Origin of the sequence: uncultured Arthrobacter sp. (assembly GCF_947493765.1) — a bacterium.
Lineage (GTDB): Bacteria > Actinomycetota > Actinomycetes > Actinomycetales > Micrococcaceae > Arthrobacter_D.
This window is the reverse complement of the sequence record NZ_CANLSZ010000001.1, coordinates 457,944-483,728: the sequence shown is the minus strand read 5'-3', so window position 1 is coordinate 483,728 and position 25,785 is coordinate 457,944. Positions and strand designations below refer to the sequence as shown.

Here is a 25,785-nt window from a genome sequence, read left to right as displayed (position 1 = left end):
TATTCGACCCACGCGAGGGGATCGACGAGAACGGCCGGATGGCGCCCAAGGCGTACGACGCCGTCGTGCTCGCCTCCTTCGGCGGCCCCGAGGGGCAGGACGACGTCATCCCGTTCCTGCGCAATGTGACCCGCGGCCGCGGCATCCCGGACGAGCGTCTCGAGGAGGTCTCTCACCACTACCGCGCGTTCGGAGGCGTGAGCCCCATCAACAGCCAGAACCGCGCCCTCCGGGCCGCCATGGAGGCCGAGCTGCGGCGGCGCGGGATCGATCTGCCGGTGTACTGGGGCAACCGCAACTGGGAGCCGTTCATCGCGGACACCCTGCAGGAGGCGTACGACGCCGGGCACCGCAGGGTGCTCGCCGTCACCACGAGTGCGTACTCCTGTTACTCGAGCTGCCGGCAGTACCGCGAGGACCTCGGGATGGCGCTCGTGAAGACCGGCCTCGAGGGCCGGCTCGAGGTGGACAAGGTGCGCCAGTACTTCGACCACCCCGGATTCGTGGAGCCCTTCGTCGAGGGCGTGTCCGCCGGGCTCGCCACGGTCCGTGCCGGTCTGGCCGAGCAGGGCGCCGCCGACGCCCCGGTGCACATCATGTTCTCCACGCACTCCATCCCGATGGGCGACGCCGAGGCCGCGGGTCCGCGGGACGCCGACGGCGGTCCGGCCTACGAGGAGGGCGCGTACGTGGCGCAGCACCTCGCCACCGCCCAGGCGGTCCTCGAGCGCATCCCCGAGGCGGCCGACGTCGAATGGTCGCTCGTCTACCAGTCGCGCTCCGGCGCACCGCACATCCCCTGGCTCGAACCGGACATCAGCGACGCACTGCGGGACCGCTACGAGAACGGGGTGCGCGGCGTCGTGATCGTGCCCCTCGGCTTCGTCTCCGACCACATGGAGGTGGCCTGGGACCTCGACACCGAGGCGAAGGAGACCTGTGCCGAGCTCGGCATGGTCGCGGACCGGGTGCCGACGCCGGGCACCCACCGGAAGTTCGTCGAGGGCCTCGTGGACCTGATCCTCGAGCGCACCGTCGAGAACAACATTGCGGACCGTCCCTCCACCACGTCCCTGGGCCCCTGGTTCGACGTGTGCCGGCCCAACTGCTGCGCCAACCGGCGGGGGGAGAAGCCCACCGTCGCGGCCGTCGACTCCACCGTAGGGACCCCGCTGCCGAACCCCGGCGAGTGATGGCGACGATCAGGGTGGGGACCCGGGGCAGTGCCCTGGCGATGACGCAGACCACCACCGTCGCGGAGCGGGTCTCGGAACTCGCCGGGTCGTCCTACGAACTGGTGCGGGTACGTACCGAGGGCGATGTCCTGAAGGGCTCGCTCTCACAGATCGGCGGCACGGGCGTCTTCGTCGCGGCGCTGCGCGACGCCGTGCTGGAGGAGCGCTGCGACCTGGCGGTGCACTCGCTCAAGGATCTGCCGACGCTGCCCGCGGACGGGCTGACCGTCGCAGCGGTACCGGAGCGGGAGGACGTCCGCGACGCCCTGTGCGCGCGGGACGGTCTCACGCTCGCCACGCTGCCGGACGGCGCCCGGGTGGGAACCGGCTCACCGCGCCGAGCGGCGCAGCTCCGGGCCGCCCGCCCGGGGATCGAGGTGGTGGACATCCGCGGGAACGTGGACACGCGCCTCGGCCGTGTGGCCGGGCTCGTCATCGGTGCGCCCGGAGACCTCGACGGCGTGGTCCTGGCGGCCGCAGGCCTGCGGCGGCTGGGGCGGGAGGAGGCCATCACCGAACTGGTCGATCCCGCGGTGATGCTGCCGGCGCCCGGGCAGGGGGCCCTGGCGGTGGAGTGCCGCGAGGGCGGTACCGCACCGGGCGTGCGCGAGGCCCTGGCGTCCTACGACCACGCGCCCACCCGACTCGCCGTCACGGCCGAGCGCGCCGTCCTGCGTCGCCTCGAGGCCGGGTGCAGCGCCCCGATCGGAGCACTCGCGCACCTGCGGGGCGACGAGCTGGCCCTGGAGGCCGTGGTCTGCAGCCTCGACGGCCGGTCGATCCTCCGGCTCACGCGCTCTGCCCCCGCCGCGGACGCCGATGCAGCGGCGCAGCTCGGTCACGCGCTGGCCGACGAACTCCTCGCCGCGGGCGCGGCCGCCATCGCGCCGCTGACCTCCTAGGCTCCCGTGGCACCCGACGGACCGGGCCGGCCGGTGATCGTCCTGCGTCATCCGGCACGCGCCGTACGCCTGAAGGCCGCGCTGGAGGGCGCGGGCTTCGCACCGTTCGCCCTGCCCCTCACGGACACCGAACTGCCCGGCGACACCGATGCCGTCCACCGTGAACTCGCTGCGCTGGCCCGGGGTGCCTATGCCTGGCTCGTGGTGACGAGCGGCAACACCGTGCAGGCGCTGGAGCTGATCGCCCGCGAAGCCGGAACCACGCTGGCGGACGCGGTCCGCGCGGGAGGAGCCCGGGTGGTGGCCGTGGGCTCGGCGACGGCGGAGCTCCTCGGCGGCATGGGCATGGACGTCGCACTGGTCCCCGACGACGAGTCGGCCACCGGCATCCTCGCGGTCTTCCCCCGCGGCACAGGTGATGTCCTCCTGCCGCAGTCCGACCTCGCACCCGAGGACCTCCGTGCAGGCCTGACGAGGCTGGGCTGGTCCGTGCGGCGCGTCGAGGCCTACCGCACGGTGGCGTCCCCGGCGGACCCTGAGCGCAGGGTCCCCGGCGTCGAGGAGGCCGGCGCCCGGCCGCCGCTGCTCGGTGTGCCCGCCGCCCTCGACCTCCTGGCCGGTCCCGCACGGCCGATCGTCGTCTTCACCGCCCCCAGCACCGTGCGGCAGTTCCGCGACAGACTGACCGGCGGACCCGCCGGCGTCGGACCGGGTACCTTCACGGCGGTCGCCATCGGCCGCACCACGGCAGCGGCACTGCGCGTCGAGGGGTGGGGCCCGGCGGCGACCGCGGCCAGCCCCACGCCGGAGGGCATCGCCGCCGCCGTCCGGGACGCGGGCGGCTGCCAGACCACGACAGACCATCTGCCCCAGACCGAACGGAGATCGACCATGAGCTTCCCCCAGCACCGGCCGCGCAGGCTGCGATCCACCCCCGCCATGCGGCGCATGGTCGCCGAGTACCGCGTGCACCCGGCGGAGCTGATCCTGCCGGCGTTCATCCGCGAGGGCCTCACCGAACCCTCGCCCATCTCGTCCATGCCCGGCGTCGTCCAGCACACCACCGACTCGCTCAGGCGCGCCGCGGCGGAGGCCGTGGAGCGCGGGGTGGGCGGGATCATGCTGTTCGGCATCCCCGAGCACCGCGACGCGACCGGCAGCGCGGGGATCGATCCCGACGGCGTCCTGAACAGGGCGATCGCCGACGTCAGGAGCGAGGTGGGGGACTCACTCGTCGTCATGAGCGACGTCTGCCTCGACGAGTTCACCGACCACGGGCACTGCGGGGTGCTCGACGACGCCGGCGCCGTGGACAACGACACCACTCTGGCGCTCTACGCGCAGATGGCCGTGGAGCAGGCCAACGCCGGCGCGCACGTCCTCGGCCCCTCCGGGATGATGGACGGGCAGGTGGCCGTCATCCGGCAGGCCCTGGACGAGGCCGGCTACCAGGACACCACGGTGCTCGCCTACGCCGCGAAGTACGCCTCCGCCTTCTACGGGCCCTTCCGCGAGGCGGTCGACTCCCAGCTCACCGGTGACCGCCGCACCTACCAGATGGATGCGGCGAACCGGCGGGAGGCACTCCTGGAGGTCGAGCTGGATCTCGAGGAGGGCGCCGACCTCGTGATGGTCAAGCCCGCGATGAGCTACCTGGACATCCTGGCCGATGTCGCCGCGATGTCGCCCGTGCCCGTGGCGGCCTACCAGATCTCGGGGGAGTACGCCATGATCGAGGCCGCGGCGGCGAACGGCTGGATCGACCGGCGGCGCGCCATCGAGGAGTCCGTCCTCGGTATCAAGCGCGCCGGTGCGCAGCTGATCCTCACCTACTGGGCCTCGGAGCTGGCGCTCTGGCTCGACGACCACCACAGCTAAGGAACCCCATGACCACGCCCTCCACCACGTCGGACACCCTGTACGAGCGCGCCCGCGCCCTGATGCCCGGCGGCGTCAACTCCCCGGTCCGCGCCTTCGGATCGGTGGGAGGGACGCCGCGCTTCCTCGTCGACGCGCAGGGCGCCTATGTCACCGACGCCGACGGCACGCAGTACGTGGATCTCGTCGGATCGTGGGGCCCGGCGCTGCTGGGCCACTCGCATCCCGACGTCATCGCCGCCGTCCACCGCGCCGTGGACCACGGGCTCACCTTCGGCGCCTCGACGCCCGCGGAGGCCGAGCTCGCGCAGCTCGTGCAGGAGCGCGTGCCCGCCGTCGAGCTCCTGCGCATGGTCTCCACCGGCACCGAGGCCACCATGACGGCCGTGCGCCTGGCCCGCGGATTCACGGGGCGGAATCTGATCGTGAAGTTCGCCGGGTGCTACCACGGGCACGTGGACAGCCTGCTCGCTGCGGCCGGGTCGGGTGTCGCGACCCTGGCGCTGCCCGGATCGGCGGGTGTCACGGAGGCGACGACGGCGGAGACCCTCGTCCTGCCGTACAACGACGTCGAAGCGGTCGAGGAGGCCTTCCGCGCGCACGGCGGGAGCATCGCGGCCATCATCACCGAAGCGGCCCCGGCCAACATGGGCGTGGTGACACCTGCACCGGGCTTCAACGCCTTCCTCAGCCGCATCAGCGCCGAGCACGGCGCACTGTTCATCGTCGACGAGGTCATGACCGGCTTCCGCACCCACCCCGGCGGGTACTGGAAGCTCACGGGCGGGGCGGACGACGCCGAGCACCCCTGGACCCCGGACCTGCTCACCTTCGGCAAGGTCATCGGCGGCGGCATCCCGGCCGCGGCGCTCGGTGGTCGCGCGCACGTCATGAACCACCTCGCGCCGATCGGCCCGGTCTATCAGGCCGGCACGCTGTCGGGGAACCCGATCGCCATGGCCGCCGGTGTCGCGACGCTGACCGCCGCCACCGACGAGGTCTACCGCCACGTCGACGCGCGCTCCCTGGAGCTGAGCGGCGCCCTCTCGGGCGCGCTCGCCGAGGCCGGGGTGGATCACTCGATCCAGCGCGCGGGGAATCTCTTCAGTGTCGCCTTCGGGACGTCGGCGCACGGGGTGTGGAACTACGCCGACGCGCAGGGCCAGGAGGCCTTCCGCTACGGGCCGTTCTTCCACTCCATGCTCGACTCCGGCGTCTATCTGCCGCCGTCGGTGTACGAGGCGTGGTTCCTCTCGGCGGCGCACGACGACGCCGCCATGGAGCGCGTCCTCGCGGCCCTGCCGGCGGCGGCGCAGGCTGCCGCGACGGCGGTGCCGACCGACTGAGCCCCTCCCTGAGCAAGGGTGTCCACCGCCACCGCGACCGCGACCGCCGCGGCGGCGAGTCGTCGACGGTCAGGCCGTGAGCCGCACAAGTTTCGCGACGGTGTTGGCATTGCGGGCGGTGCCGATCACGCCGAGTCGCTTCTCGAACCACGTGGCCTGGAGTTTCGACGTCGCCACGGACTCGGCGTGGCGCACGAACACCTCCGCGCCGTCCACCACGAACAGATCCGGGGTGCCGCCGGCCGGATCGAGCACGGTGTCCGCCCGTGGTGGTCGGTCGAGGAACACCGTCATCACCCAGCGGCCCTCCTGCGTTCCGACGAACGGGTTGCGGCGCGCGGCGGCGGCGAGTTGTCGGTGGGATCGGACGAGGACGGGGAGGTCGTGGCCGAAGCTCTCACGGACGGTTCGCCTGACGAGCTCGGCGCAGGCCGAGGCCGGACGGCCCCTCGGCTCGAAGACGACGTTCCCCGCGACCTGCAGGGTCGCCACCCCTTCGAGCCCCTCGTCCTCGAGCGCGGAGCGCAGCGCGGGCATCCGCAGCGCGGTGGGTCCTCCCACGCCTCGGATCAGAGCGACCGACTTCGACATGGCGACAGCATAGCCACGGGCGTCAAGGGGCAGCGGGGCGCCCGGCGTCCACGGCGGTCCTGTCCTCCACAGCGGTCCTGTCCTCCACGGTGGTCCTGTCCTCCACGGTGCTCCTATTCTCCCCGGCACACCGCAGGACGGGCCAGTCGCGCTCGATGACGGCGTCGGGCTCCGTCCGCCGGAGATACTCCTCGAAGTTCGCCGCCTGATGGGCCGCCCACACCACGAGCGAGGCATGGAGGTCAGGAGCAGACTTGCGGAGGAAGGCGTACCGGTCCGCGAGGAGCCGGCCCACGCGCAGGGTCGCCAGGACATCGGCGGCGGAGGTGTGCGCGTTCTCGAAACCCACGCCGTAGTGCTCGCACACCGCCGTGAGCGTGCGCTTGCCCCGGCGGTACCGATCGGCCTGCTTGTCCATGACGTACGGGTCGATCACGGGTGAGGGGACGGGCGTGCCGACGGCGTGGCGCAGGCCCTCCTGCGCGAGCACCGTGAAGTCGTACCGCGCGTTGTAGGCCAGCACGGGCACGCCGTCGTCGAACAGTCGCGTCAGGACGGCGGCGACGCCCTGCACCACCTCCGCCGCGGGGAGACCGTGGCGCCGTGCGTGGTCCGTGGTGATCCCGTGGATCGCGGCGGCACCCTCCGGGATCTCGACGCCGGGATCTGCCAGCCATTCGTGGTGCTCGAGGATCTCACCGTCCCCGTCCACGAGGACGACCGTCGCGGTGACGATGCGCGCGCCCGCCGGATCGCGTCCCGTCGTCTCCAGGTCGAAGGCCGCCCGTGGTTCCTCGTGCCAGCTCGTCATGGCCTCACGCTACCGGTGGGGTCCGACCAATCGGGGTTCGCCGCCCCGCGGAAACCGGCACCGCCGCCTAGTCTTGAGCACATGGAAGCACCGGAGGCCGCCCGCGGAACGACAGCGGTGGGCCGCGGGGCCGCGGGAGCCGCGCCGGCCGTGGACCCCGGTGCCTACGCGGGGGCCGTCCTCGCCGTCACCGAGCTGATCCCTGCCGGGCGTGTCCTGACCTACGGCGATGTCGCCGAGCTGCTGGGCTGCGGCGGTCCGCGCCAGGTCGGGCGCGCCCTCTCGCGCAGTACGCGGGAGGTCCCGTGGTGGCGCGTGCTGCGCTCCGGCGGATTCCCGGCCGGCGGGTTGGCAGGTCGGGCCAGGCCACACTACGACGCCGAGGGCACACCCCTGCGGGTACCCGCCGAGGCGATGGACGACGCCGACTACCGTGTTGACCTCGTGCTCGCCCGGTGGTGGCCCACCGCCCAGGAGCAGACCGCGATCGAGAACCTCGGCGCCGTCCTCCACGCCGTGGGGGACGGCAGGGACACGGACCCCGGTACGTCCGTGGGATGAGCGCTGATTGTCCGTGGAGTGTGGTGGGGTTGGATCATGACCAGCACCGTCGACGCCGCTCCCGCCCGTCCCTCCGGCGCCGGCGGGGACGGCTCGGCCGAACAGCTCACGAGCGGCTACGAGGCGACACTGGAATCGCTGCGGCACCTGTCCGGGCAGGTGCTGGTCCTCGGTGCCCCGGGCAGCGGCAAGTCCTCCCTGCTCACCGAGCTGGCCGTCCGCCGGATCGGGGCCGGGACGCTCGACCCCGAGGGTCTCCTGGTGCTCGCGCCGACACGCGCCGCCGCGACCCGGGTCCGCGACGACCTCACGGCGAAGCTCGACCGCAGCATCAGCACGGCACCGGCCCGGACCTGGTCCGCCTACGCCTTCGACCTCATCCGGCGGGCCCGCGCCGAGGGCCGGATGCCCTGGATCGGGCGCACCCCGCGCCTCCTCTCGGGAGCGGAACAGGACCTGATCATCAAGGAGCTCCTCGCAGGTCACGGGCAGGACGGCGCTCCCGGTCCCTCCTGGCCGGCGAGCCTGGCCCTGGCGCTGCCCACACGGGGTTTCCGGCAGGAGATCCGTGATCTGTTCGACCGCGTGAGCGAGTACGCGGTATCCGCCGAGGAGCTCGCCACCTGGGGGGAGCGGTTCGACCGGCCGGACTGGATCGCCGCCGCCCAGCTCTACCGCGAGTACCGCGATGTCCTCGATCTGCGCATGCCCGAGGCCTTCGACCCGGCGGGGATCCTCACGGCGGCCCGCGAGATCCTCGAGACGGACCGGGAGTTCCTCGACCGGGAACGAGCCCGCCTGCAGCTGGTCCTGGTGGACGACTACCAGGAGGCCAACCCCGGCATCCACGCGCTGCTGGGCCTGATCGGTGCGGGTAACGACGTCGTCATCACCGCCTGCCCCGACACGGTGGCCCAGGGCTTCCGGGGTGCGCGCCCCGATCTGGCGGGACGTCTGTCCGACCTCTTCGGGCGCCGGAGCAGACTGACGACGTTGACGCTTCCCGGATCGCTGACCCTGGGCGGCCCGCTGGCGGACGCCTGGACCAACGTGGCGGCCCGTATCGCCACGACCGGTGTCAGCACGGCCTACCGCTCGCTCCCGGCCGCACGCGGAGGGTCGCAGGCGGAGGGACGCCCGGACGGTGCCGGGGAGACTGCTCCGGGGCGAGGCGGGGCGGTCTCCGTGCACGTGCTCGACAGCGTGTTCCACGAGCAGCGCTTCATCGCCCAGCAGGTGCTCGAGGCCCACCTGTTCGGTGGGCGCAGCTTCGACGACATCGCGGTGATCGTGCGGAACGGTACCCAGGTGGCGGCCGTCCAGCGCTACCTGACCGCGCAGGGGATCGCCGTGAACGTCCCGGCCGCCGAGACGGCAATCCGCGAGGAGCCGGCCGTACGTCCCCTGCTCGATCTCTACGCCGTGGCCGTGGGGAGCGCGCAGCTCGACACCGAGCTCTGCATCTCCCTGCTCACCTCCAGGATCGGCGGAGCAGGCAGTCTGGAGCTCCGCCGGCTGCGGCAGCACCTGCGGCGCATCGAACTCCAGCGCGGCGGAGGCCGGACGAGTGACGAGTTGCTCGCCACCCTGTTCTCCTCCCCGGAGGAGATCGCCGAACTCTCCTCCGAGGGAGCGCCCGTCCGGCGGCTGTACCGGATGCTCGAGGCGGGCCGGGCAGCGGCGGACGAGATCGCCGCCGATGCGGAGACGGTCCTCTGGGCCCTCTGGTCGGCATCGGGTCTCGCCCAGCAGTGGTCCGCCGCGGCCCTGTCCGAAGGACCGTTCTCCGCCCGCGCCGACCGCGACCTGGACGCCATGATGGCCCTGTTCACCACGGCGGAGCGCTTCGTGGAGCAGGTGCCCGGCGCCGATCCCGAGCTCTTCCTCGAGTACATCCTCAACCAGGACATCCCGATGGACACGCTGGCCCAGCGGACCAGCCGTCAGGCCTCCATCTCCGTCCTCACCCCGGCCAGCGCGGCCGGGCGGCACTGGCCCATGGTCGTCGTCGCCGGTGTGCAGGACGGCGTCTGGCCGAATCTCCGGCTCCGCGGCGAGCTCCTCGGGTCCGGGGAGCTGCGGGCCCTGCTCGATCACGGCGAGTCCTTCCGCAGTACCCGCGACCCGGTCGCCCTGCTGCAGGACATCCGCTTCGACGAGCTGCGCACCTTCTCGCTCGCGGTGTCCCGCGCCGGCGAGGAACTGGTGTGCTGCGCCGTCTCGTCCCAGGACGAGCAGGCATCGCCGTTCCTCGACGTGCTCGATCCGCTTCCGCCGGGTGTCGAGGCGAGGCCCCGCACGGAGGTGCTGCGGCCGCTCACCCTGCGGGCCCTGGTCGCGGAGCTGCGCCGGGTGGCGCAGGATCCGCAGGCGGGCACGGTACTGACGGGGGAGGCCGTGCGGCACCTGGGGCGCATGGCCGTGACCGAGCCGCCCGTGCCGGGCGCCCATCCGGCCCAGTGGTGGGGGCTCGCCGAGCTGAGCAGCGCTGCTCCCGTGGTCCCGGCGGACCAGCCCATCAGTGTCTCGCCCTCGAAGGTGGAGTCCGTGCTGACCTCACCCCTGAGCTGGTTCGTCTCCGCAGCCGGAGGAGAGCGGACCACCGACTTCGCGCGCTCCCTCGGCACCCTCGTCCACCAGATCGCCCAGGATCTCCCCGATGCCACCGGCCAGGAGTACACGCAGGAACTCGAGCGCCGGTGGCCCCGACTGGGGATCGGCAACAGCTGGGAGGGGCAGGCGGACTTCCGGAGGGCCGAGGGCATGGTCCGCAAGCTCGCCACCTATGTGCTGCTGATGAGGAAGTCGGGACGCACCCTGCAGGCCACGGAGGTGGACTTCTCCGTGGATCTCACCGTGCTCGTGGAGGGTGCGGAGCGGACGGCCCGGCTCCGTGGGCAGATCGACCGCCTCGAGCGCGACGCCGGGGGCCGCGCCGTCGTCGTGGACCTGAAGACGGGCAGGAGCGCACCGACCGCCGCCGAGATCGAGCGGCACCCGCAGCTCGCCGCCTATCAGACGGCCGTGGCGTACGGAGCTGCCGCCCCGTCGCAGGTGGACGCTGCCCGGGCCGACGCCGCTCAGCCCGACGCCGCTCAGCCCGACACCGCTCAGCCCGACGACAGCGGGGCCGGTGATGTCCCGGTGCGCGAAGCGCCCGGAGGCGCCTCGCTCGTGCACCTCGGCACGAAGGTTAAGACCGTCGCGGTCCAGGACCAGCGCGCCGTGGGGGACGAGGACACCTGGGCGCTGGCCATGATCGAGGAGGCGGCGGCCCTGATGGCGGCCGCCTCCTTCGACACCGTCCATGATCCGCGGCGGTCCGGATTCGGCGGCAGCGGCTGCCGGCTGCCCGAGATCTGTCCGCTCTGCGAAGAGGGCAGGCAGGTGACCCAGTAGTGGCCGGCGCGACACCGGCTCCGACCTACTCGGCGAGGGCGCTCGCGGAGCTGCTGCACACCGACCCCGGAGCCCCGGTCCAGTACCCCACCGAGGACCAGGCGCGGGTCATCGAGGCGCCCCTGGAGCCACTGCTCGTCATCGCGGGCGCCGGGTCGGGCAAGACGCGGACCATGGCGGACAGGGTGGTCTGGCTCGTCGCGAACGGGCTCGTGCGCCCCGAGCAGATCCTCGGCGTCACCTTCACGCGCAAGGCCGCCGGGGAGCTCGCCTCGCGGGTCCGCCTGCGGCTGACGCAGCTCTACGCAGCACTCGGGAGCGACGACGCGGCCGCCCCCGGCGCGGACGTGGTGGATCGCCTCGATCCGGCCATCTCCACCTACCACTCCTTCGCGAACGGGATCGTGCAGGACTACGGGCTGCGGATCGGCGTCGAGCGCGACTCCGTGATGCTCGGGACAGCGCAGTCATGGCAGCTGGCCCACTCCGTCGTCGAGGCGTACGACGGCGAATGGGCGCACTTCACGGCAGCCAAGAGCACGCTCGTCAAGGCGGTGCTCGACATGGCCGGGGAGTGCGCGGAGCACCTCGTCGGCCCGGCGACCGTGCGCGCGGAGCTCCGGCGCCACCTCGAGTACGTCGCCGCGCGGGCCTACGTGGACGGAACCACGAAGGCGCCCACGCAGAAGGTGCAGGAGCTGCTCGACAGACTCCGCACGCGCATCACCGTCACGGAGCTCGTGGAGACCTATGCCGCTGCGAAGCTCGCCCGCAGGCAGCTCGACTTCGGCGACCTCGTCTCCCTCGCGGCGCGGATCGCCCGCGACATCCCCGAAGCAGGGCTGCTGGAGCGCGAGAAGTACCGGGTGGTGCTGCTCGACGAGTTCCAGGACACGTCGCACGCGCAGATGGTCCTGTTCTCGCGCCTGTTCGCGGACGGCCGCTCGGTCACCGCCGTCGGTGACCCCCACCAGTCGATCTACGGGTTCAGGGGAGCGTCGGCCGGTCAGCTGGGTACCTTCCGCACGGCGTTCCCGACGATCGACACCGACCGGCGGGCTCCGTCGCCGGTGGCCCACCTGTCGGTCGCGTGGCGGAACTCCACCTCCATCCTCGAGGCCGCGAACACGGTGGCCGCGCCGCTGAACACCCCGGCTCCCTGGCTGCGGACCACCCCTGCCCAGCAGGTCCCGAGCCTGGACGCGCGTCCCGGGGCACCGGTCGGGGAGGTAAGCCTGGGACGGTTCCTGACCGACGCCCCCGTCCTCGGCACAGCCACCGATGGTGCGGGCGCGCCCGGTCCGACCCTCAGCGAGGCCGAGGCGATCACGCGGGAGGTGCTGCGCCAGCGTCGTCGTTCCTTCGACTCGCACAACGGTGTGGCCCTGCCGCCCACCATGGCCGTCCTGTGCCGGGGGCGCAAGCAGTTCGCCCCCATCCGCCGGGAGCTCGAGCGGGCCGGCATCCCGGTGCAGGTGGTCGGGCTGGGTGGCCTGCTGCGTACACCCGGGATCGTCGACCTGCTCGCCACCCTGCGGGTCCTGGGCGACCCCGACAGATCGGATTCGATGCTCCGGCTCCTGTCCGGAGCGCGATGGCGGATCGGACCGGCCGACCTGATGGCGCTCGGGGACTGGTCGCGGCACCTCGCGCGAAGGCGGGAGGCGATGTTCAGGCGCGGGACGGCGGCGGAGGAGGAGATCGACGACGACCAGCTCCGCGACGCGATCGTGTCACCGGACACGGCCGAAGCAGGCAGTCTGGTGGAGGCCGTGGACCAGTTGCCGCCGTCGGACTGGGTGTCCTCGTCCGGCCGGGTCCTCAGCGACACCGCGCGGCAGCGCCTGGAGTCCCTGCGGAAGGAACTGCGGGTGCTCCGCGGCTTCGTGGGCGACGACCTGGGCAGCATGATCGGGGAGGTCGAACGCACCATCCTGCTCGACATCGAAGTGGCCGCGAAACCCGGCGTGGGGACCAACGAGGCGCGCCGGAACCTCGACGCCTTCACGGAGGCCGTGGCCGGCTTCGTCGCCACCGCCGACCGCGTCGACCTGCCGGCGTTCCTCGCGTGGCTGGAGGCCGCCGACCAGGAGGAGGACGGCCTGCCCGTGACGCAGCTGGAGGCGAGCCGGGACGCCGTGCAACTGCTCACGGTGCATGCCTCGAAGGGCCTCGAATGGGACGTGGTGTTCGTCCCGGGCCTCAACGCGGGATCCTTCCCCGGCGACAGGGACTCGCGCTGGAGCAGCGGCAGCTCGGCCATCCCCTGGCCCCTGCGTGGTGACGCGCCGCAGCTGCCGCAGTGGGACTGGGAACAGCAGGACCAGAAGGCATGGCTGGCCAGCGAGACGGAGTTCGCCGGGGAGGCGAGGGCCCACACGGAGCGGGAGGAACGCCGCCTCGCCTATGTCGCCTTCACCCGTGCGAAACAGGTGCTGGTCTGCACCTCGTCCGCGTGGTCGGGCGGGCGCTCGAAGCCGTCCGCGACGTCCTCCTTCCTCGAATCGCTCACGGTCCTCGCCGAAGCAGGGAGCCCGGGCATCTCCATGCCGCACTGGGTCACGGACGCCGACATCGGCGACACCAACCCGGCGAACGCCCGGCCCGAGCAGGCCACCTGGCCCATCGATCCGCTGGGCCCACGGCGCCCCGCCATGGAGCGGGCGGCGCAGGCCGTCCTCGAGCAGACCGCCGCGGCCGCTCCGGAGGAGGACGGCGACGACGGGCGGTGGGGTCGCGAGGTGCGGCTGGCACTGGCCCGCCAGCGCCGGGAGGGCGAACGGCTACCGCTGGCGTTGCCCGCGCACATCTCGGCGTCCACCCTGGTGGAACTGCGCGAGGATCCGGAGGCCGTCATGCGGAACCTGCGCCGGCCGCTGCCTCGCAGACCGGGCTCGGCGGCGCGTAAGGGAACGGCGTTCCATGCCTGGATCGAGGAGTTCTACGGGTCGGCGGGCATGCTCGACCTGGGGGAGTATCCCGGGGGCGCGGACGCATACGTGGACGAGTCGCTCGGGCTGGGGGAGATGGCCGCGATCTTCGAGCGGTCCGAGTGGGCACTGCGCCAGCCGGAGGCCGTGGAGGCACCGATCGAGACGCGGATCGGAGGGGTGGTGGTCCGCGGGCGGATCGACGCGGTGTTCCGCGACGCCGACGGCGGATGGGATCTCATCGACTGGAAGACCGGCCGCCCGCCGGCTCCCGGACTGCGTGCGGCGAAGGCGGTCCAGCTGGCCGTCTACAGACTGGCGTGGTCCAGGCTGAAGGACGTCCCGCTCGAGAAGGTCCGGGCAGCGTTCTTCTACGTCGCCGACAACCTCGTGGTGCGTCCGCACGATCTCGGGGACGCAGCGGAACTCGAGGCTATCGTCGTCGCGGCGCAGGAGAGCGGCCCGGACCACTCCCGGGCCTGATGCGGTGGCCTGCCCTCAGCGGCCGGAGGACACGATGGGAAGGGCTGTCGTCTCCAGCTCGTCGGGTGACCCCGGGCCCGTCCCGCCGTCCCCCGAGGCCGTGCGGCCCTGCCCCACGGTGCCGCGCCGTCCGGCGGTCAGCCGCGCATAGGCCAGGGACGAGCCGGACGCCGTGCCCGGCCGGGGTCCGTCGTCCGGTCCGGGGAGCCTCCGGTCGTGTCCGGGTCCGGGTGCCTGTCCTGATCCGGGTCCGGGTGCCTGTCCTGATCCGGGTCCGGGTGCCTGTCCTGATCCGGGTCCGTCCTCGTCGGCGTCCCCGTCGGATGCCGACAGCCCGTGCGGCTCGTCCGCGCCGCCGTCCTCACCAGCTGTGTCCTCGCTGTACTCATCAGCCGTGTCCCCATCAGCTGTGTCCCCGCCGTCGTCCTCCGCGCCGGATACCTCGGCATCCCCCGACCACCGCGACGAGGACGTCGTCCCCACGATCGTCGCGCCGTGCTGGGCGGCAGGACCCGGCCGGGGGGACGAGGTGTGCTCGTCGGATCCCTCCGCATCGCCCCACTCGATCCGCTCCTCTTCGGCGCGGCGGGCGCGCTCGGCGGCCTCGTGCTGCTCCCGCTCGAGGAACTCGACGTCGGCCTCGAGCGCTGCGAGCATCTCCTCGGCCTCGCGGATCATCGAGTCGTCCCCGAGGGTGACACCCCGGACCAGCCACTGCGCGAGGGCGAACTCGGCCGCGAGCGCCGCGCGCCGGGAGAGATGTGGATCGACGGCTCCGGCCCGGGCGGCGGCATAGGCCTCGTGGACCGCGTGGACGAAGTCCGTGTCCTCGGCCGCTGCGAGCCAGGCGAAGTCCTGCGCCGGGTCGGCGACGCAGAGGTCGGTCCAGCCGATCACGGCGGACACCCGTGCCCCCGAGAGGAGCAGGTGGTCCTCGTGCAGATCACCATGGACCACGGTGGGACCGAACCGCCAGAGGCTCACGTCCTCGAGCGCGTGCTCCCAGCGGCGCAACAGGATCGAAGGGATCCGCCCGGTGGTCGCCGCCTGATCGAGCTCGTTCAGCTTGCGCTGCCGGTACTCGTCGGCCTCGTAGCTGGGCAGGTCAGCTCGCTGGACCAGCTCCTTCGGGAGGTCGTGGATGGCGGCGATCACGCGCCCTATCTCCGTCGCGACGGCGCCGTCCCCGCCGGCCAGCGCCGACAGCGTCGCGGTGCTGCCGGCGAGGTGGGAGTAGACGAAGGTGCTCAGCTCCCCCTGGCGCACACTGCCCGCGAGATGGGGGATCAGGAACGGCAGTTCCGCCTTCACCGCCGGGGTGAAGGCCCGGAGTGCCTGCACCTCGGTCTCGAGCCGCATGCTCGCCTCTGCGTGCCTCGGCGCACGGACCCGCCACTGTTTCCCGGACGCGTCCACGAGCTGCGCGGAGTCGAAATCCACAGCATCGTCGGGAGTGCCGGCCACGCCCGTCGGAGCCAGGCCGGGTACGGCGGCGCTGGCGACGGCGGCAAGTTCCATGGGTGTGCGTTTCACACCCTCAACGGTAGGGCGTCGGGGCATCGCTTTTCGACCCGGGGTCCGGTGAGTCGCCAGATGCACTACTCGTCTTCGGTCCTGCACTGCTCCTCCACCTGTCGGCGCAGAATGCCTCTTTGGGGTTGCGGGAACGTACCGTAGAGGCATGGAAGAAACCCTCCGGACCCTCGCGCAGCCTCCGCTCGGAGCACTACAGCTCTCACGTGCCGATTCGGACCGGAACGGCGAGTCGAGGATCACCGAGCAGTTCCTCGAGACGCTCTGGGAGACGGACGGCACCAAGGTGCTGCCGGTCGCGCACGGGACGGCGCCCGTCACCGCGGAAGCGCTGGCCCTGGTCACCCCCGCCGACATCGGCACGCACGGCATCCTGGTCTATCTGGGGCGCGTCAACGAGGGAGCCGTCGACGCCGGGAACCATGTGATCCTCGCCATGCTCGAGGAGGCTGACCCCCGGCTGGCTCCCCTCGACCAGTGGCTGGGACTGCGCGACATCGCCACCTCGCTCGACGCCCGGGACGCCGGGTTGTTCGTCGAGGCCGCAGCCGTTGCCAACTGGCACGAGACCACGACGCACTGTCCACGGTGCGGCACGCCCACCGAGGTGCGCGACGCCGGATGGGTGCGCCAGTGCCCCAACGACGGGTCGCAGCACTACCCGCGCACCGACGCCGCCATCATCGTGTCCATCGTGGACGACGAGGACCGGTTGCTCCTCGGATCGGCCGTGGCCTGGCCCGAGAACCGCTACTCGACGCTCGCCGGCTTCGTGGAGCCCGGGGAGTCCCTCGAGGCAGCCGTCATCCGGGAGGTGGGTGAGGAGGCCGGCATCACGGTCGACTCGCCCCAGTACCTCGGATCGCAGCCGTGGCCCTTCCCCGCCTCCCTCATGCTCGGTTTCACCGCGCACGCCGCGACCACCGACGTCCGCCCCGATCGTTCCGAGATCCGCTCCCTGCGCTGGTTCACCCGGGCAGAGCTGTTCACGGAACTCCGCGACGGGTCGATCGCCGTCGCCGGCGGCGTGTCCATCGCCCGTGCGCTGATCGAGCGCTGGTACGGCGGTCCGCTGGACGAGGAGCCGTCCCGGACCGGTGAGCGATGACCGGCGTCCTGCTCGAGGACAGCATCCTCGAGGGGCTCGACGACGAACAGCGGATGGTCGCCACCACGCTCAGCGGTCCGCTCTGCGTGCTGGCCGGGGCTGGGACGGGCAAGACCCGCGCCATCACCCACCGCATCGCCTACGGCGTCGGCACCGGCGTGTACAAGCCGCAGCAGGTCCTGGCCGTGACCTTCACCGCGCGGGCCGCCGCCGAGATGCGGACGAGGCTCCGGGATCTCGGGGCCGGCGGCGTGCAGGCCCGGACCTTCCATGCGGCCGCACTGCGTCAGCTGCAGTACTTCTGGCCGCAGGCCGTGGGCGGGACACTGCCGGCGCTCGTGGACCACAAGGCGCAGCTCATCGCCGAGTCGGCGCGTCGGCTGCGTGTGACCACCGATCGGGCCGCCATCCGCGATGTCGCGGCGGAGATCGAGTGGGCGAAGGTGTCCATGCTCACCCCCGACGCCTACATGGGTGCTGCCGTCGGGAGGTCGGAGCCCGCGGGCATGGACCTGACCACGGTGTCGCGCATCTTCTCGGCCTACGAGGACCTCAAGCTCGACCGCAATCTGATCGATTTCGAGGACGTCCTGCTCAGCACCGTCGGGATCCTCGAGGACGACGAGAGGATCGCCGCGACCGTCCGTGCCCAGTACCGGCACTTCGTGGTGGACGAGTACCAGGACGTCTCGCCGCTGCAGCAGCGACTGCTCGACCTCTGGCTGGGTGAGCGGCGGGAGCTGTGCGTGGTCGGCGACGCGAGCCAGACCATCTACTCCTTCACGGGAGCCTCCTCGCGCCACCTGCTCGACTTCACCAAGCGCTACGAGGGTGCCCAGGTGGTGCGGCTGGTGCGCGACTACCGGTCCACGCCCCAGGTGGTCAGGGCGGCGAACACCCTCCTGGCGGCCAGGAGCAGGGAGGCCGACAGATCGACGGCCGGCACCACCTGGTCCGCGCCGCTCGAACTCGTCGCGCAGCAGCAGGCGGGCCCCGAACCCGTCTTCACGGAGTGCAGCGACGACGAGGCCGAGGCCACGGAGTGCGCCCGGCGCATCGGTGCCCTGCTCGACCAGGGGGTCAAGGCGAGCGAGATCGCCATCCTGTACCGCACCAACGGGCAGTCGGAGGCGTACGAGCAGGCCCTCGCCAGTGCCGGCATCGGCTACCAGCTCCGCGGTGGCGAACGCTTCTTCCAGCGCCGCGAGGTCCGTGACGCGCTGCTTCAGCTGCGGGCGGCCGCGCGCACCCAGGGCGACGAGGACGTTCCCCAGCAGGTGCGCGATGTCCTCGCCTCGCTCGGCTACACTTCCGTGGCGCCGCAGAACTCCGGCGCCGTCCGCGAGAAGTGGGAATCGCTCGCGGCCCTCGTGGGACTCGCGGACGAACTCGCCCGCTGGCGCGGGCCCGAGGCCCTCACCCTGCAGCTCTTCGTGGCCGAGCTCGAGGAACGCGCCGCGGCCCAGCACGCACCCACGGTCCAGGGCGTCACGCTGGCCTCCCTGCACTCCGCCAAGGGCCTCGAGTGGGATGCCGTGTTCCTCGTGGGCCTCAGTGAGGGGCTGATGCCCATCTCGTTCGCCGACACCCAGGAGGCGGTCGACGAGGAACGGCGCCTGCTGTACGTCGGGATCACCCGGGCACGCCGGCATCTCGCCATGTCCTGGTCCACCTCGCGCTCGCCGGGCGGACGCGCCAGCCGGAAGCCGTCCCGCTTCCTCGACGCGCTCAGGCCCGCGGGGACGGGGCAGGCATCCTTCCGTCAACCCCGCGCGAAGGCGGCGCGGAAGAGTGCCGGCCCGGTGACCTGCAGGGTCTGCCGGCGTCCCCTCCTCACGGGATCGGAGCGGAAGATCGGCCGATGCAACGACTGCCCGGTCAGCTACGAGGAGGAGACGTTCGAGGCACTGCGCGCGTGGCGGCTGGGCGAGGCCCGCGAGAAGGACGTCCCGGCGTTCGTGATCTTCACCGACGCGACACTCGTCGCCATCGCGGAGGCCCGGCCGGAGTCCCTCGACCAGCTCGGCGAGCTGGCAGGTATCGGCTCCGCGAAGCTGGAGCGTTACGGTGAAGCCGTCCTCGGGATCATCGGTGACAACGCCTGACCCGGGGTCCGCTCCCGGCCGGCCGCGAGTCGAGGTCCGGCGCTCGGCGCGGCGCAGGCGCACGGTGAGCGCGGACCTGCGGGACGGCGTCCTCCGTGTCCTGATCCCCGGTCACTTCTCCCCACGGGAGGAACGCCACTGGGTGGACCGGATGGTGGAGAAGATGGCGGCGAAATATCCTTCAGACCCCATCCCCGAGGACCTGCCGCTCCCCGCACTGCGGGAGCGGGCAGCCGGCCTCGCTCGGCGTTATCTCGACGGCAGCGGCGTGCCGTCGGCGATCATGTGGGTCACGAACCAGACCACACGCTGGGCATCGGCCACTCCGGCGCACCGGACCATCCGTCTGTCGCACAGGCTGCAGGGTATGCCGGACTGGGTGGTGGACTACGTGATCCTGCACGAGATGGCCCACCTGATCGAGCCCTCGCACAGCGCCGCCTTCTGGAGACTGCTCGCGGCCTACCCCCGGACGGAGACCGCGAAGGCTTTCCTCGACGGCGCCTCGTTCGCGTCCCGGCGGTGGTCGCGGGACGGACAGCCGGCCGCGCAGGGTCCCGAGGACCCCGCGCCCGCTCCGTAGAGCAGCGGAGCCCGGATGCCGGAGCTAGCGGTTCGGGTCCCCACCGTCATCGGTCCCCGGTACATCCCGGTCGTCGTCCCGGTCGTCGTCCGCCACGTCGCCACCAGTGGAGCCCGTGCCGGAGTCGGGATCCGCGCCTGATCCGGCGCTATCGGACCGCGTCGGACCATCCGTCGAGGTGTCCGCCGCAGCGTCGGGGTCCTGCGGCTCCTGGTCGTCGAAGTCGCCCGCGAGCAGGCGCTCGAGGGCCGCATCCACGTCGGCGTCGGAGGACTCGATCAACCGCCGGCGCTCGGAGAAGCCCTCGGGATCATCGAGGTCCTCCGCCGTGGGCAGCAGGTCCGGGTGCTGCCAGAGGGCGTCCCGGCCCTCCACGCCGCGTTCCTCGGTGAGCCGTGACCAGAGGGCGGCGGCATCCCGCAGCCTGCGCGGCCGGAGCTCGAGGCCCACGAGCGATGCGAAGGCGTGCTCGGCCGGTCCGCCCGTCGCGCGGCGCCGACGCACCATCTCCCGCAGGGCGCCGGCGGAGGGCAGATTCGCCGCGGCAGCTGCCGCGAGCTCGTCGACCCATCCCTCGACGAGGGCCAGCGTGGTCTCCAGTCGCACGAGTGCCGCTTCCTGCTCCGGTGTGCGCTCGGGCATGAACACACCCTGCGACAGCGCACCCTGCATGCTCTCCGGATTGGTCGGGTCGATGTCCCGGGCGGCTTCCTCGATCTTGCTGATGTCGATGTGGATGCCGCGCGCATAGCGCTCGATGCTGCCGAGGAGGTGGCCGGTCAGCCACGGCACCTGGGTGAAGAGCCTGACGTGGGCCGCCTCCCGGACCGCCAGGAAGAGCTGGACCTCCTGCTCGGGGATGTCGAGCCCCTCGCCGAAGGCCGCCACGTTCGCCGGGAGCAGGGCCATACGGCCGTCCGCGAGGGGGACACCGATGTCCGTGGAGCCCACGACGTCCTTCGACAGGGCGCCGACGGCCTGCCCGAGCTGCATGCCGAACATCGCGCCACCGACGTTCTGCAGCATCGACGCGGGTCCGCCCATGGCGCCGAGCATGGACTTCATCTCCTCCGGGAGCTGCTCCGAGATCACATCGGAGAGTGCCCGGGCGATGCTCGTGGCCACGGGTTCGGTCAGGCGGCGCCAGGTCGCCATGGTCGCCTCCACCCACTCGGCCCGCGACCACGCACGGCCCAGCTGACCGGTGCTCGGGAAGTCGGTGACCGGGTCGAGCCACATCTCGGCGAGCTTCAGGGCCTCGTCGACGCTCCTGCGCTGCAGGGAGGAGACGGACGGGTCGTTGTCCGCAGCGGCGATCCGGCGGGCCTGCTCGTGGGCCAGCTGCCAGTTCACGGGGCCGTCGCCGGATGCCGAGAACATCGCCTGGACCTGCTGCATCATCATGGCCATCGCGGAGGGATCGGAGGGCAGGCCTGCCGCTTTCGCGAGCTCCTGCGGGTCGAAGCCTCCGGCCCCTCCGCCGAACATCTTCGACAGCATCTCGGACAGCGGGTCCTGGGGCGTGTCGTCGTCGCCGTTCGAGGGGTTGGATGGGTTGGTCACTGATACCACCGGTCCTGGGAGTAGCTTGGCGGGTCCGGTCGGGCGGGATTGAGCCATCCCTGCCGGCTGTCCGCTCCACGCTACCGGCCCGGGCCCGTCGGCGTCCCTCGTGCCCCGCATCGTTCGCTGAGGGCAAAGCAGCGAATCATCCGTGGATCGGCGTCGCCAGAGGGGGCTGGGACGGGGAGGGATGCCGCCGAAGATCCGGGGAACTCCCGGCGATCGTCCAGGGTCGAGCGTCTAGGCTGGGTGGGCAGGAACGGTGCTCGCAGGCCGGGCCGCCACCACTACAGAGAGAAGATCCGTGACGCAGCGTGCCCACGCCGAGACCGACGGCCACGAGGGACCGGAGCGTCCCCGCGATCCACGCTTCCGCGCCATGGGCGTCTCCGGTGGTCTCGCGGTCGTGCTGAGCGCGACGGCGGTCCTCCTGCCCTCTCCCTATGTGCTCGAGTCACCGGGACCGACCTTCAACACGATCGGCCAGGTGGACGGGCAGCCGCTGATCGAGATCGACGGCGCGGAGAGTTTCCCGCCGGAGGGACGGCTGGATCTCACGACCGTCTTCGTCCGGGGAGGTCCGAACGGGCAGGTCAACGTCCTCGACACCATCCGGGCCTGGGCCACCCCCGACGACGACGTCGTCCCCGAACAGCTCGTGTACCCCGAGGGCACCACGTCCTCCGAGGTGCAGGAGCAGAACGCCGTCGCCATGACCTCCTCCCAGGAGTCGGCCATCGCTGCCGCCCTGTCCCACGAGGACATCGGGTACACCCAGGAGCTGGCCGTCGTCGGTCTCGGCCAGGACTCCGCCGCGGACGGGCTCCTCGAGGAGGGCGACATCCTCCGCTCCATCGACGGGCAGGAGATCCGCACCGTCGCCGCGCTGCGCGAGGCACTCAACGACGCCGACGGATCAGCGGTCGACCTCGCCGTGACCCGTGACGGCGCGTCGACCGACGTGTCCGTCACACCCAAGGAGTCCGACGAGGGCGACTACCAGCTCGGGGTCCTGCTCACGTCGAGGTTCGACTTCCCCTTCGCCATCACCATCCAGCTGGACGACGTGGGCGGCCCGTCGGCCGGGATGATGTTCGCCCTCGGGATCGTCGACACCCTCACGGAGGGCAATCTGACCGGGGGACGCCACTTCGCCGGGACGGGCACGATCGACTCGAGCGGTGCGGTGGGGCCCATCGGAGGGATCGCGCAGAAGCTCGTGGGCGCACGCTCGGGCGGCGCCGAGTTCTTCCTCGCCCCGGGGGAGAACTGCGACGAGGTGACGGGGAACATCCCGGACGGGCTGACGGTCGTCCGGGTGGACACGCTCGACGACGCCGTCGAGGCCGTCGAGACCCTCGGGGAGGGGGGCGACGCCGCCGGACTCGCCTCCTGCTGACTCGCCTCCCGACCCTCCTGCCGACGGACCGAACGGGCACCCGACTCTTCTGCCGGCGGACCGGACGGGCACGCGACCGGCGTCCTCCGGGGGCGCATGGGGGAGCGGGTCCGGAAGGACACGGTTGGGTGACGATCCGGGGTGTCCTGCTCCTGCGCGGAACCGAATTGGTCGGCCCGGACGTGGAGAGGGCAGAATGAGAGCAGGAATGGCGTCCGTGCACGCTGCCTTCTGCTTCACGAGGCAGGTAGCGGGGCCGAAGAACGGCCATCGTGACCCGCAGCACCTAATGATGAGGTATATGTGACATCCGGACCAGAACGATCGTTCGGCAGTAGCCCGAGCACACCACGAGGATCAGCAAACCGGCGCCGCAACCCGCTCATACCGACGATCATCGTCGTCGCGGTCATCGTCGTGGCCTTCGTGTACCTGTCCCAGGTCTACGCCGACGTGCTGTGGTACGACCAACTCGGGTTCCTCGAGGTGTTCGTGACCGAGAATCTCACCAGGATCGCCCTGTTCCTCGTGGCGTTCCTGATCATGGCCGGGGCGGTGTACCTCAGTCTTCGCATCGCGTTCCGCAGCAGGCCCATCTACGCACCCGACAGCGCCATCCAGGACAATCTCAACCGCTATCAGGCGCAGCTCGAACCCATCCGCCGCCTGCTCATGCTCGGTATCCCGGTGGTGCTCGGCGCATTCGCCGGCACCGCTGCGTCGTCGCAGTGGCAGCAGGTGCTCCTCTTCCTCCGGCAGGAGCCGTTCAACCGGCAGGACCCCGAGTTCGGGCTCGACTACTCCTTCTACATGTTCACGCTGCCCTTCCTGGGCTTCGTGACCGGTTTCCTGATCAGCGTCGTCATCATCAGTGCCATCGCGACGATCCTGACCCACTACCTCTACGGCGGTATCCGCCTCGAGGAGAAGGGCCTGTTCACCACGAAGGCCGCGCGGATCCAGATCGCCGTCGTCGTGGCGCTGTTCCTCGTCCTGCAGGGCGTCAACTACTGGCTGGACCGCTACGGGACGCTGCTGAACCAGGACGACTGGGCGGGCGCGCTGTACACCGACGTGAACGCCGTCATCCCGACGAAGGCCATCCTCGCCGTCGCCGCGATCATCGTCGCCGTCCTGTTCATCGTCTCCGCCTTCATCGGTCGCTGGAGGCTGCCCCTGATCGGGACGGCGATGCTGATCGTCACCGCACTGCTCGCCGGCGGCATCTACCCGGCCATCGTGCAGCGCTTCCAGGTGGACCCGTCGCTGCTCTCCCGTGAGGGCGAGTTCATCGACCGCAACATCGAGCTGACGCGGGAGGCCTACGGGCTCGACGACGTCGAGGTCTCCGCCTACACGCCGGAGAGCGTCCCGACGTCGGGGGCACTGGGTGACGACGGCGAGACCACGGCGAACATCCGCCTGCTCGACCCGAATCTCGTCTCCGACGCCTTCAGCCAGCTCCAGCAGTTCCGCCAGTACTACCAGTTCCCCGACACGCTGAACGTGGACCGCTACGAGATCGACGGCGAGATCCAGGACACCGTGATCGCCGTGCGCGAGCTCGACACGAGCGGCGTCCCGGACGGCTGGGTGAACGAGCACGTGTTCTACACGCACGGCTACGGCGTGGTCGCCGCGGCCGGCTCCACCGTCCAGCCCGACGGCCGGCCCGAGTTCCTGCAGTCCGGCATCCCCTCGACCGGCGTGCTCGGCGACGAGTCCACCTACGAGCCGAGGATCTACTTCGGCGAGGAATCGCCCGACTACTCCGTGGTGGGTGCGCCGGAGGACCAGGACCCCGCGGAAATCGACCGGCCGCAGGACGAGAACTCGGACACCGACTCGCGGACCACCTTCAGCGGGGACGGCGGGCCGAACGTCGGCAACGCCTTCAACCGGCTGGTCTACGCGCTGAAGTTCCAGTCCACGGATCTGCTCCTGTCCGACCAGGTCAACAGCGAGTCGCAGATCCTCTACGACCGGGACCCCGTGGAACGGGTGCGCAAGGTGGCCCCCTACCTGACCCTCGACGGCAACAGCTACCCCGCGATCGTGGACGGCCGGGTGAAGTGGATCATCGACGGCTACACGACGAGCGCCAACTTCCCCTACTCCACGGAGCAGGAGCTGCAGTCGGCCACGCAGGACTCGCAGACGGCGGAGGGTCTCGCGACCGCCCTCCCGGCGGACCGCGTGAACTACATCCGTAACGCGGTGAAGGCCACGGTGGACGCCTACGACGGCTCCGTCGACCTCTACGCGTGGGACGATGAGGACCCGGTCCTGATGTCCTGGCAGAACGTGTACCCGTCCTCGCTCAAGCCCTACAGCGAGATGTCCTCGGACCTGCTCGCCCATGTGCGGTACCCGGAGGATCTCTTCAAGGTGCAGCGCGAACTGCTCGCGCGGTACCACGTCACCGCGACGGACGAGTTCTTCAACAACAGCGAGGCCTGGAGCGTGCCGGCCGATCCTGGTGCCGCCTCGGACGGTGCGACGACGGCGTCCACGCCCCGGCAGCCGCCGTTCTACCTGACGCTGCAGATGCCCCAGTACGACGAGGCTGCGTTCTCGCTGACCACGCCGTACATCCCCTACGTTCCGCCGGGCCAGACCCCGCGGAACGTGCTGTACGGGTTCCTCGCCGCCAACGGTGACGCGAGCACGGGGGAGGACGGCGTCAAGAGCGAGGACTACGGCCGCCTGACCCTGCTCGACAGCTCCGGTCAGGATTCGGTGGTGGGCCCCGGCCAGGCGCAGAACCTGTTCAACTCGGACACCACGGTGTCGCAGGAGCTGAACCTGCTGCGCCAGGGCGCTTCCGAGGTCATCAATGGCAACCTGCTGACGCTGCCGATCGGCGGCGGCATCGCCTACGTGCAGCCGGTGTACGTGCAGTCCTCCGGCAGCTCGTCCTTCCCGGTCCTCCGCCGGGTCCTGGTGAGCTTCGGTGAGAACGTCGGCTTCGCGCCCACGTTGGCCGAGGCGCTGGACCAGGTGTTCGGCGGTGATTCCGGAGCGACGGCGGGCGACGAGGAGAACGTCGGGGAGACCCCGGACGATCCCGCAGCCCCGCCTGTGGAGGGCGACGGCGAGACCCCCGCGCCCACCCCGTCCGCGACGCCGGCACCCACTCCCTCCGAGGGTGGCACCCCCGGAGGTACGACGGACGATCCGGCCGCCGACCTGCGCAGTGCACTCGACGACGCGAACGCGGCGATCCAGGACGGCAACGCGGCCCTGGCAGCGAACGACTTCGCCGCCTACGGTGACGCGCAGGACCGGCTGAAGAGCGCCCTCCAGCGGGCCCTGGACGCGGAGGAGCGCGTCTCGGGAGGTGCCGGCGGATAGCTCA

General features: G+C 71.6%; 16 protein-coding genes and 1 pseudogene. 13 read left to right on the top strand and 4 right to left on the bottom strand.

Annotation, left to right across the window (positions count from 1 at the left end; genetic code table 11):
- The first annotated feature begins 38 nt into the window (after positions 1 to 38).
- From Q0747_RS02220 to hemL, 5 genes and pseudogenes are all read left to right on the top strand, one after another.
- Positions 39 to 1,193: a ferrochelatase gene (locus tag Q0747_RS02220; protein ID WP_298251756.1), complete on the top strand. Its 1,155-nt coding sequence runs from the start codon at positions 39 to 41 to the stop codon at positions 1,191 to 1,193.
- On the top strand, positions 1,193 to 2,137 hold the full coding sequence (gene hemC, locus Q0747_RS02215; RefSeq protein ID WP_298251615.1) for a hydroxymethylbilane synthase: 945 nt from the start codon (positions 1,193 to 1,195) through the stop codon (positions 2,135 to 2,137). Before Q0747_RS02220 ends, hemC begins: the two co-directional genes overlap by 1 nt.
- 6 nt (positions 2,138 to 2,143) lie before the next feature.
- Positions 2,144 to 2,944 (top strand): annotated as a pseudogene (locus Q0747_RS02210) (uroporphyrinogen-III synthase); the annotation flags it as partial.
- 84 nt (positions 2,945 to 3,028) lie between these two features.
- On the top strand, positions 3,029 to 4,015 hold the full coding sequence (gene hemB, locus Q0747_RS02205) for a porphobilinogen synthase (protein WP_298251755.1): 987 nt from the start codon (positions 3,029 to 3,031) through the stop codon (positions 4,013 to 4,015).
- A gap of 8 nt (positions 4,016 to 4,023) precedes the next feature.
- Entirely contained in the window at positions 4,024 to 5,361 is a 1,338-nt protein-coding gene (hemL, locus tag Q0747_RS02200) for a glutamate-1-semialdehyde 2,1-aminomutase (protein ID WP_298251614.1), read from the top strand.
- A gap of 69 nt (positions 5,362 to 5,430) precedes the next feature.
- Here hemL and Q0747_RS02195 read toward each other — a convergent pair whose 3' ends face one another.
- Together Q0747_RS02195 and Q0747_RS02190 are read right to left on the bottom strand one after the other, a co-directional pair.
- On the bottom strand, positions 5,431 to 5,952 hold the full coding sequence (locus Q0747_RS02195; RefSeq protein WP_298251613.1) for a DUF1697 domain-containing protein: 522 nt from the start codon (positions 5,950 to 5,952) through the stop codon (positions 5,431 to 5,433).
- 22 nt (positions 5,953 to 5,974) lie between these two features.
- Positions 5,975 to 6,763: a 3'-5' exonuclease gene (locus tag Q0747_RS02190; protein WP_298251612.1), complete on the bottom strand. Its 789-nt coding sequence runs from the start codon at positions 6,761 to 6,763 to the stop codon at positions 5,975 to 5,977.
- Between the two features lie 81 nt (positions 6,764 to 6,844).
- Between Q0747_RS02190 and Q0747_RS02185 the strand changes: the two genes are divergently transcribed.
- Genes Q0747_RS02185 through Q0747_RS02175 form a run of 3 tightly spaced genes read left to right on the top strand, consistent with a single transcriptional unit; the run spans position 6,845 to position 14,136 of the window.
- Positions 6,845 to 7,324: an MGMT family protein gene (locus tag Q0747_RS02185; RefSeq protein WP_298251611.1), complete on the top strand. Its 480-nt coding sequence runs from the start codon at positions 6,845 to 6,847 to the stop codon at positions 7,322 to 7,324.
- A 36-nt stretch (positions 7,325 to 7,360) separates the two neighbouring features.
- On the top strand, positions 7,361 to 10,723 hold the full coding sequence (locus Q0747_RS02180) for an ATP-dependent DNA helicase (protein ID WP_298251610.1): 3,363 nt from the start codon (positions 7,361 to 7,363) through the stop codon (positions 10,721 to 10,723).
- The gene (locus Q0747_RS02175) at positions 10,723 to 14,136 is read left to right on the top strand and encodes an ATP-dependent DNA helicase (RefSeq protein WP_298251609.1); all 3,414 of its coding nucleotides are present in this window, start codon (positions 10,723 to 10,725) and stop codon (positions 14,134 to 14,136) included. Before Q0747_RS02180 ends, Q0747_RS02175 begins: the two co-directional genes overlap by 1 nt.
- Before the next feature lie 15 nt (positions 14,137 to 14,151).
- Here Q0747_RS02175 and Q0747_RS13900 read toward each other — a convergent pair whose 3' ends face one another.
- Complete coding sequence (locus Q0747_RS13900) at positions 14,152 to 15,654, bottom strand: phosphotransferase (RefSeq protein WP_367277640.1); 1,503 nt, start codon at positions 15,652 to 15,654, stop codon at positions 14,152 to 14,154.
- 163 nt (positions 15,655 to 15,817) lie between these two features.
- On the opposite strand from Q0747_RS13900, the gene nudC reads away from it, so the two are divergent.
- From nudC to Q0747_RS02155, 3 genes are all read left to right on the top strand, one after another.
- Positions 15,818 to 16,777, top strand: coding sequence for an NAD(+) diphosphatase (gene nudC / locus Q0747_RS02165; protein WP_298251608.1), 960 nt, complete (start codon positions 15,818 to 15,820; stop codon positions 16,775 to 16,777).
- On the top strand, positions 16,774 to 18,882 hold the full coding sequence (locus tag Q0747_RS02160) for an ATP-dependent DNA helicase UvrD2 (RefSeq protein ID WP_298251607.1): 2,109 nt from the start codon (positions 16,774 to 16,776) through the stop codon (positions 18,880 to 18,882). The genes nudC and Q0747_RS02160 overlap by 4 nt, the downstream gene beginning before the upstream one ends.
- Before the next feature lie 64 nt (positions 18,883 to 18,946).
- A complete protein-coding gene (locus tag Q0747_RS02155; RefSeq protein ID WP_298251606.1) occupies positions 18,947 to 19,465 on the top strand; it encodes a M48 family metallopeptidase in 519 nt (172 codons plus the stop codon).
- 24 nt (positions 19,466 to 19,489) lie between these two features.
- On the opposite strand, the gene Q0747_RS02150 is transcribed toward Q0747_RS02155, so the two are convergent.
- A complete protein-coding gene (locus Q0747_RS02150; RefSeq protein ID WP_298251754.1) occupies positions 19,490 to 20,965 on the bottom strand; it encodes a zinc-dependent metalloprotease in 1,476 nt (491 codons plus the stop codon).
- 367 nt (positions 20,966 to 21,332) lie between these two features.
- On the opposite strand from Q0747_RS02150, the gene Q0747_RS02145 reads away from it, so the two are divergent.
- Together Q0747_RS02145 and Q0747_RS02140 are read left to right on the top strand one after the other, a co-directional pair.
- The gene (locus Q0747_RS02145; protein WP_298251605.1) at positions 21,333 to 22,427 is read left to right on the top strand and encodes a PDZ domain-containing protein; all 1,095 of its coding nucleotides are present in this window, start codon (positions 21,333 to 21,335) and stop codon (positions 22,425 to 22,427) included.
- 396 nt (positions 22,428 to 22,823) lie between these two features.
- On the top strand, positions 22,824 to 25,781 hold the full coding sequence (locus Q0747_RS02140; protein WP_298251753.1) for a UPF0182 family protein: 2,958 nt from the start codon (positions 22,824 to 22,826) through the stop codon (positions 25,779 to 25,781).
- Positions 25,782 to 25,785 lie beyond the last annotated feature (4 nt).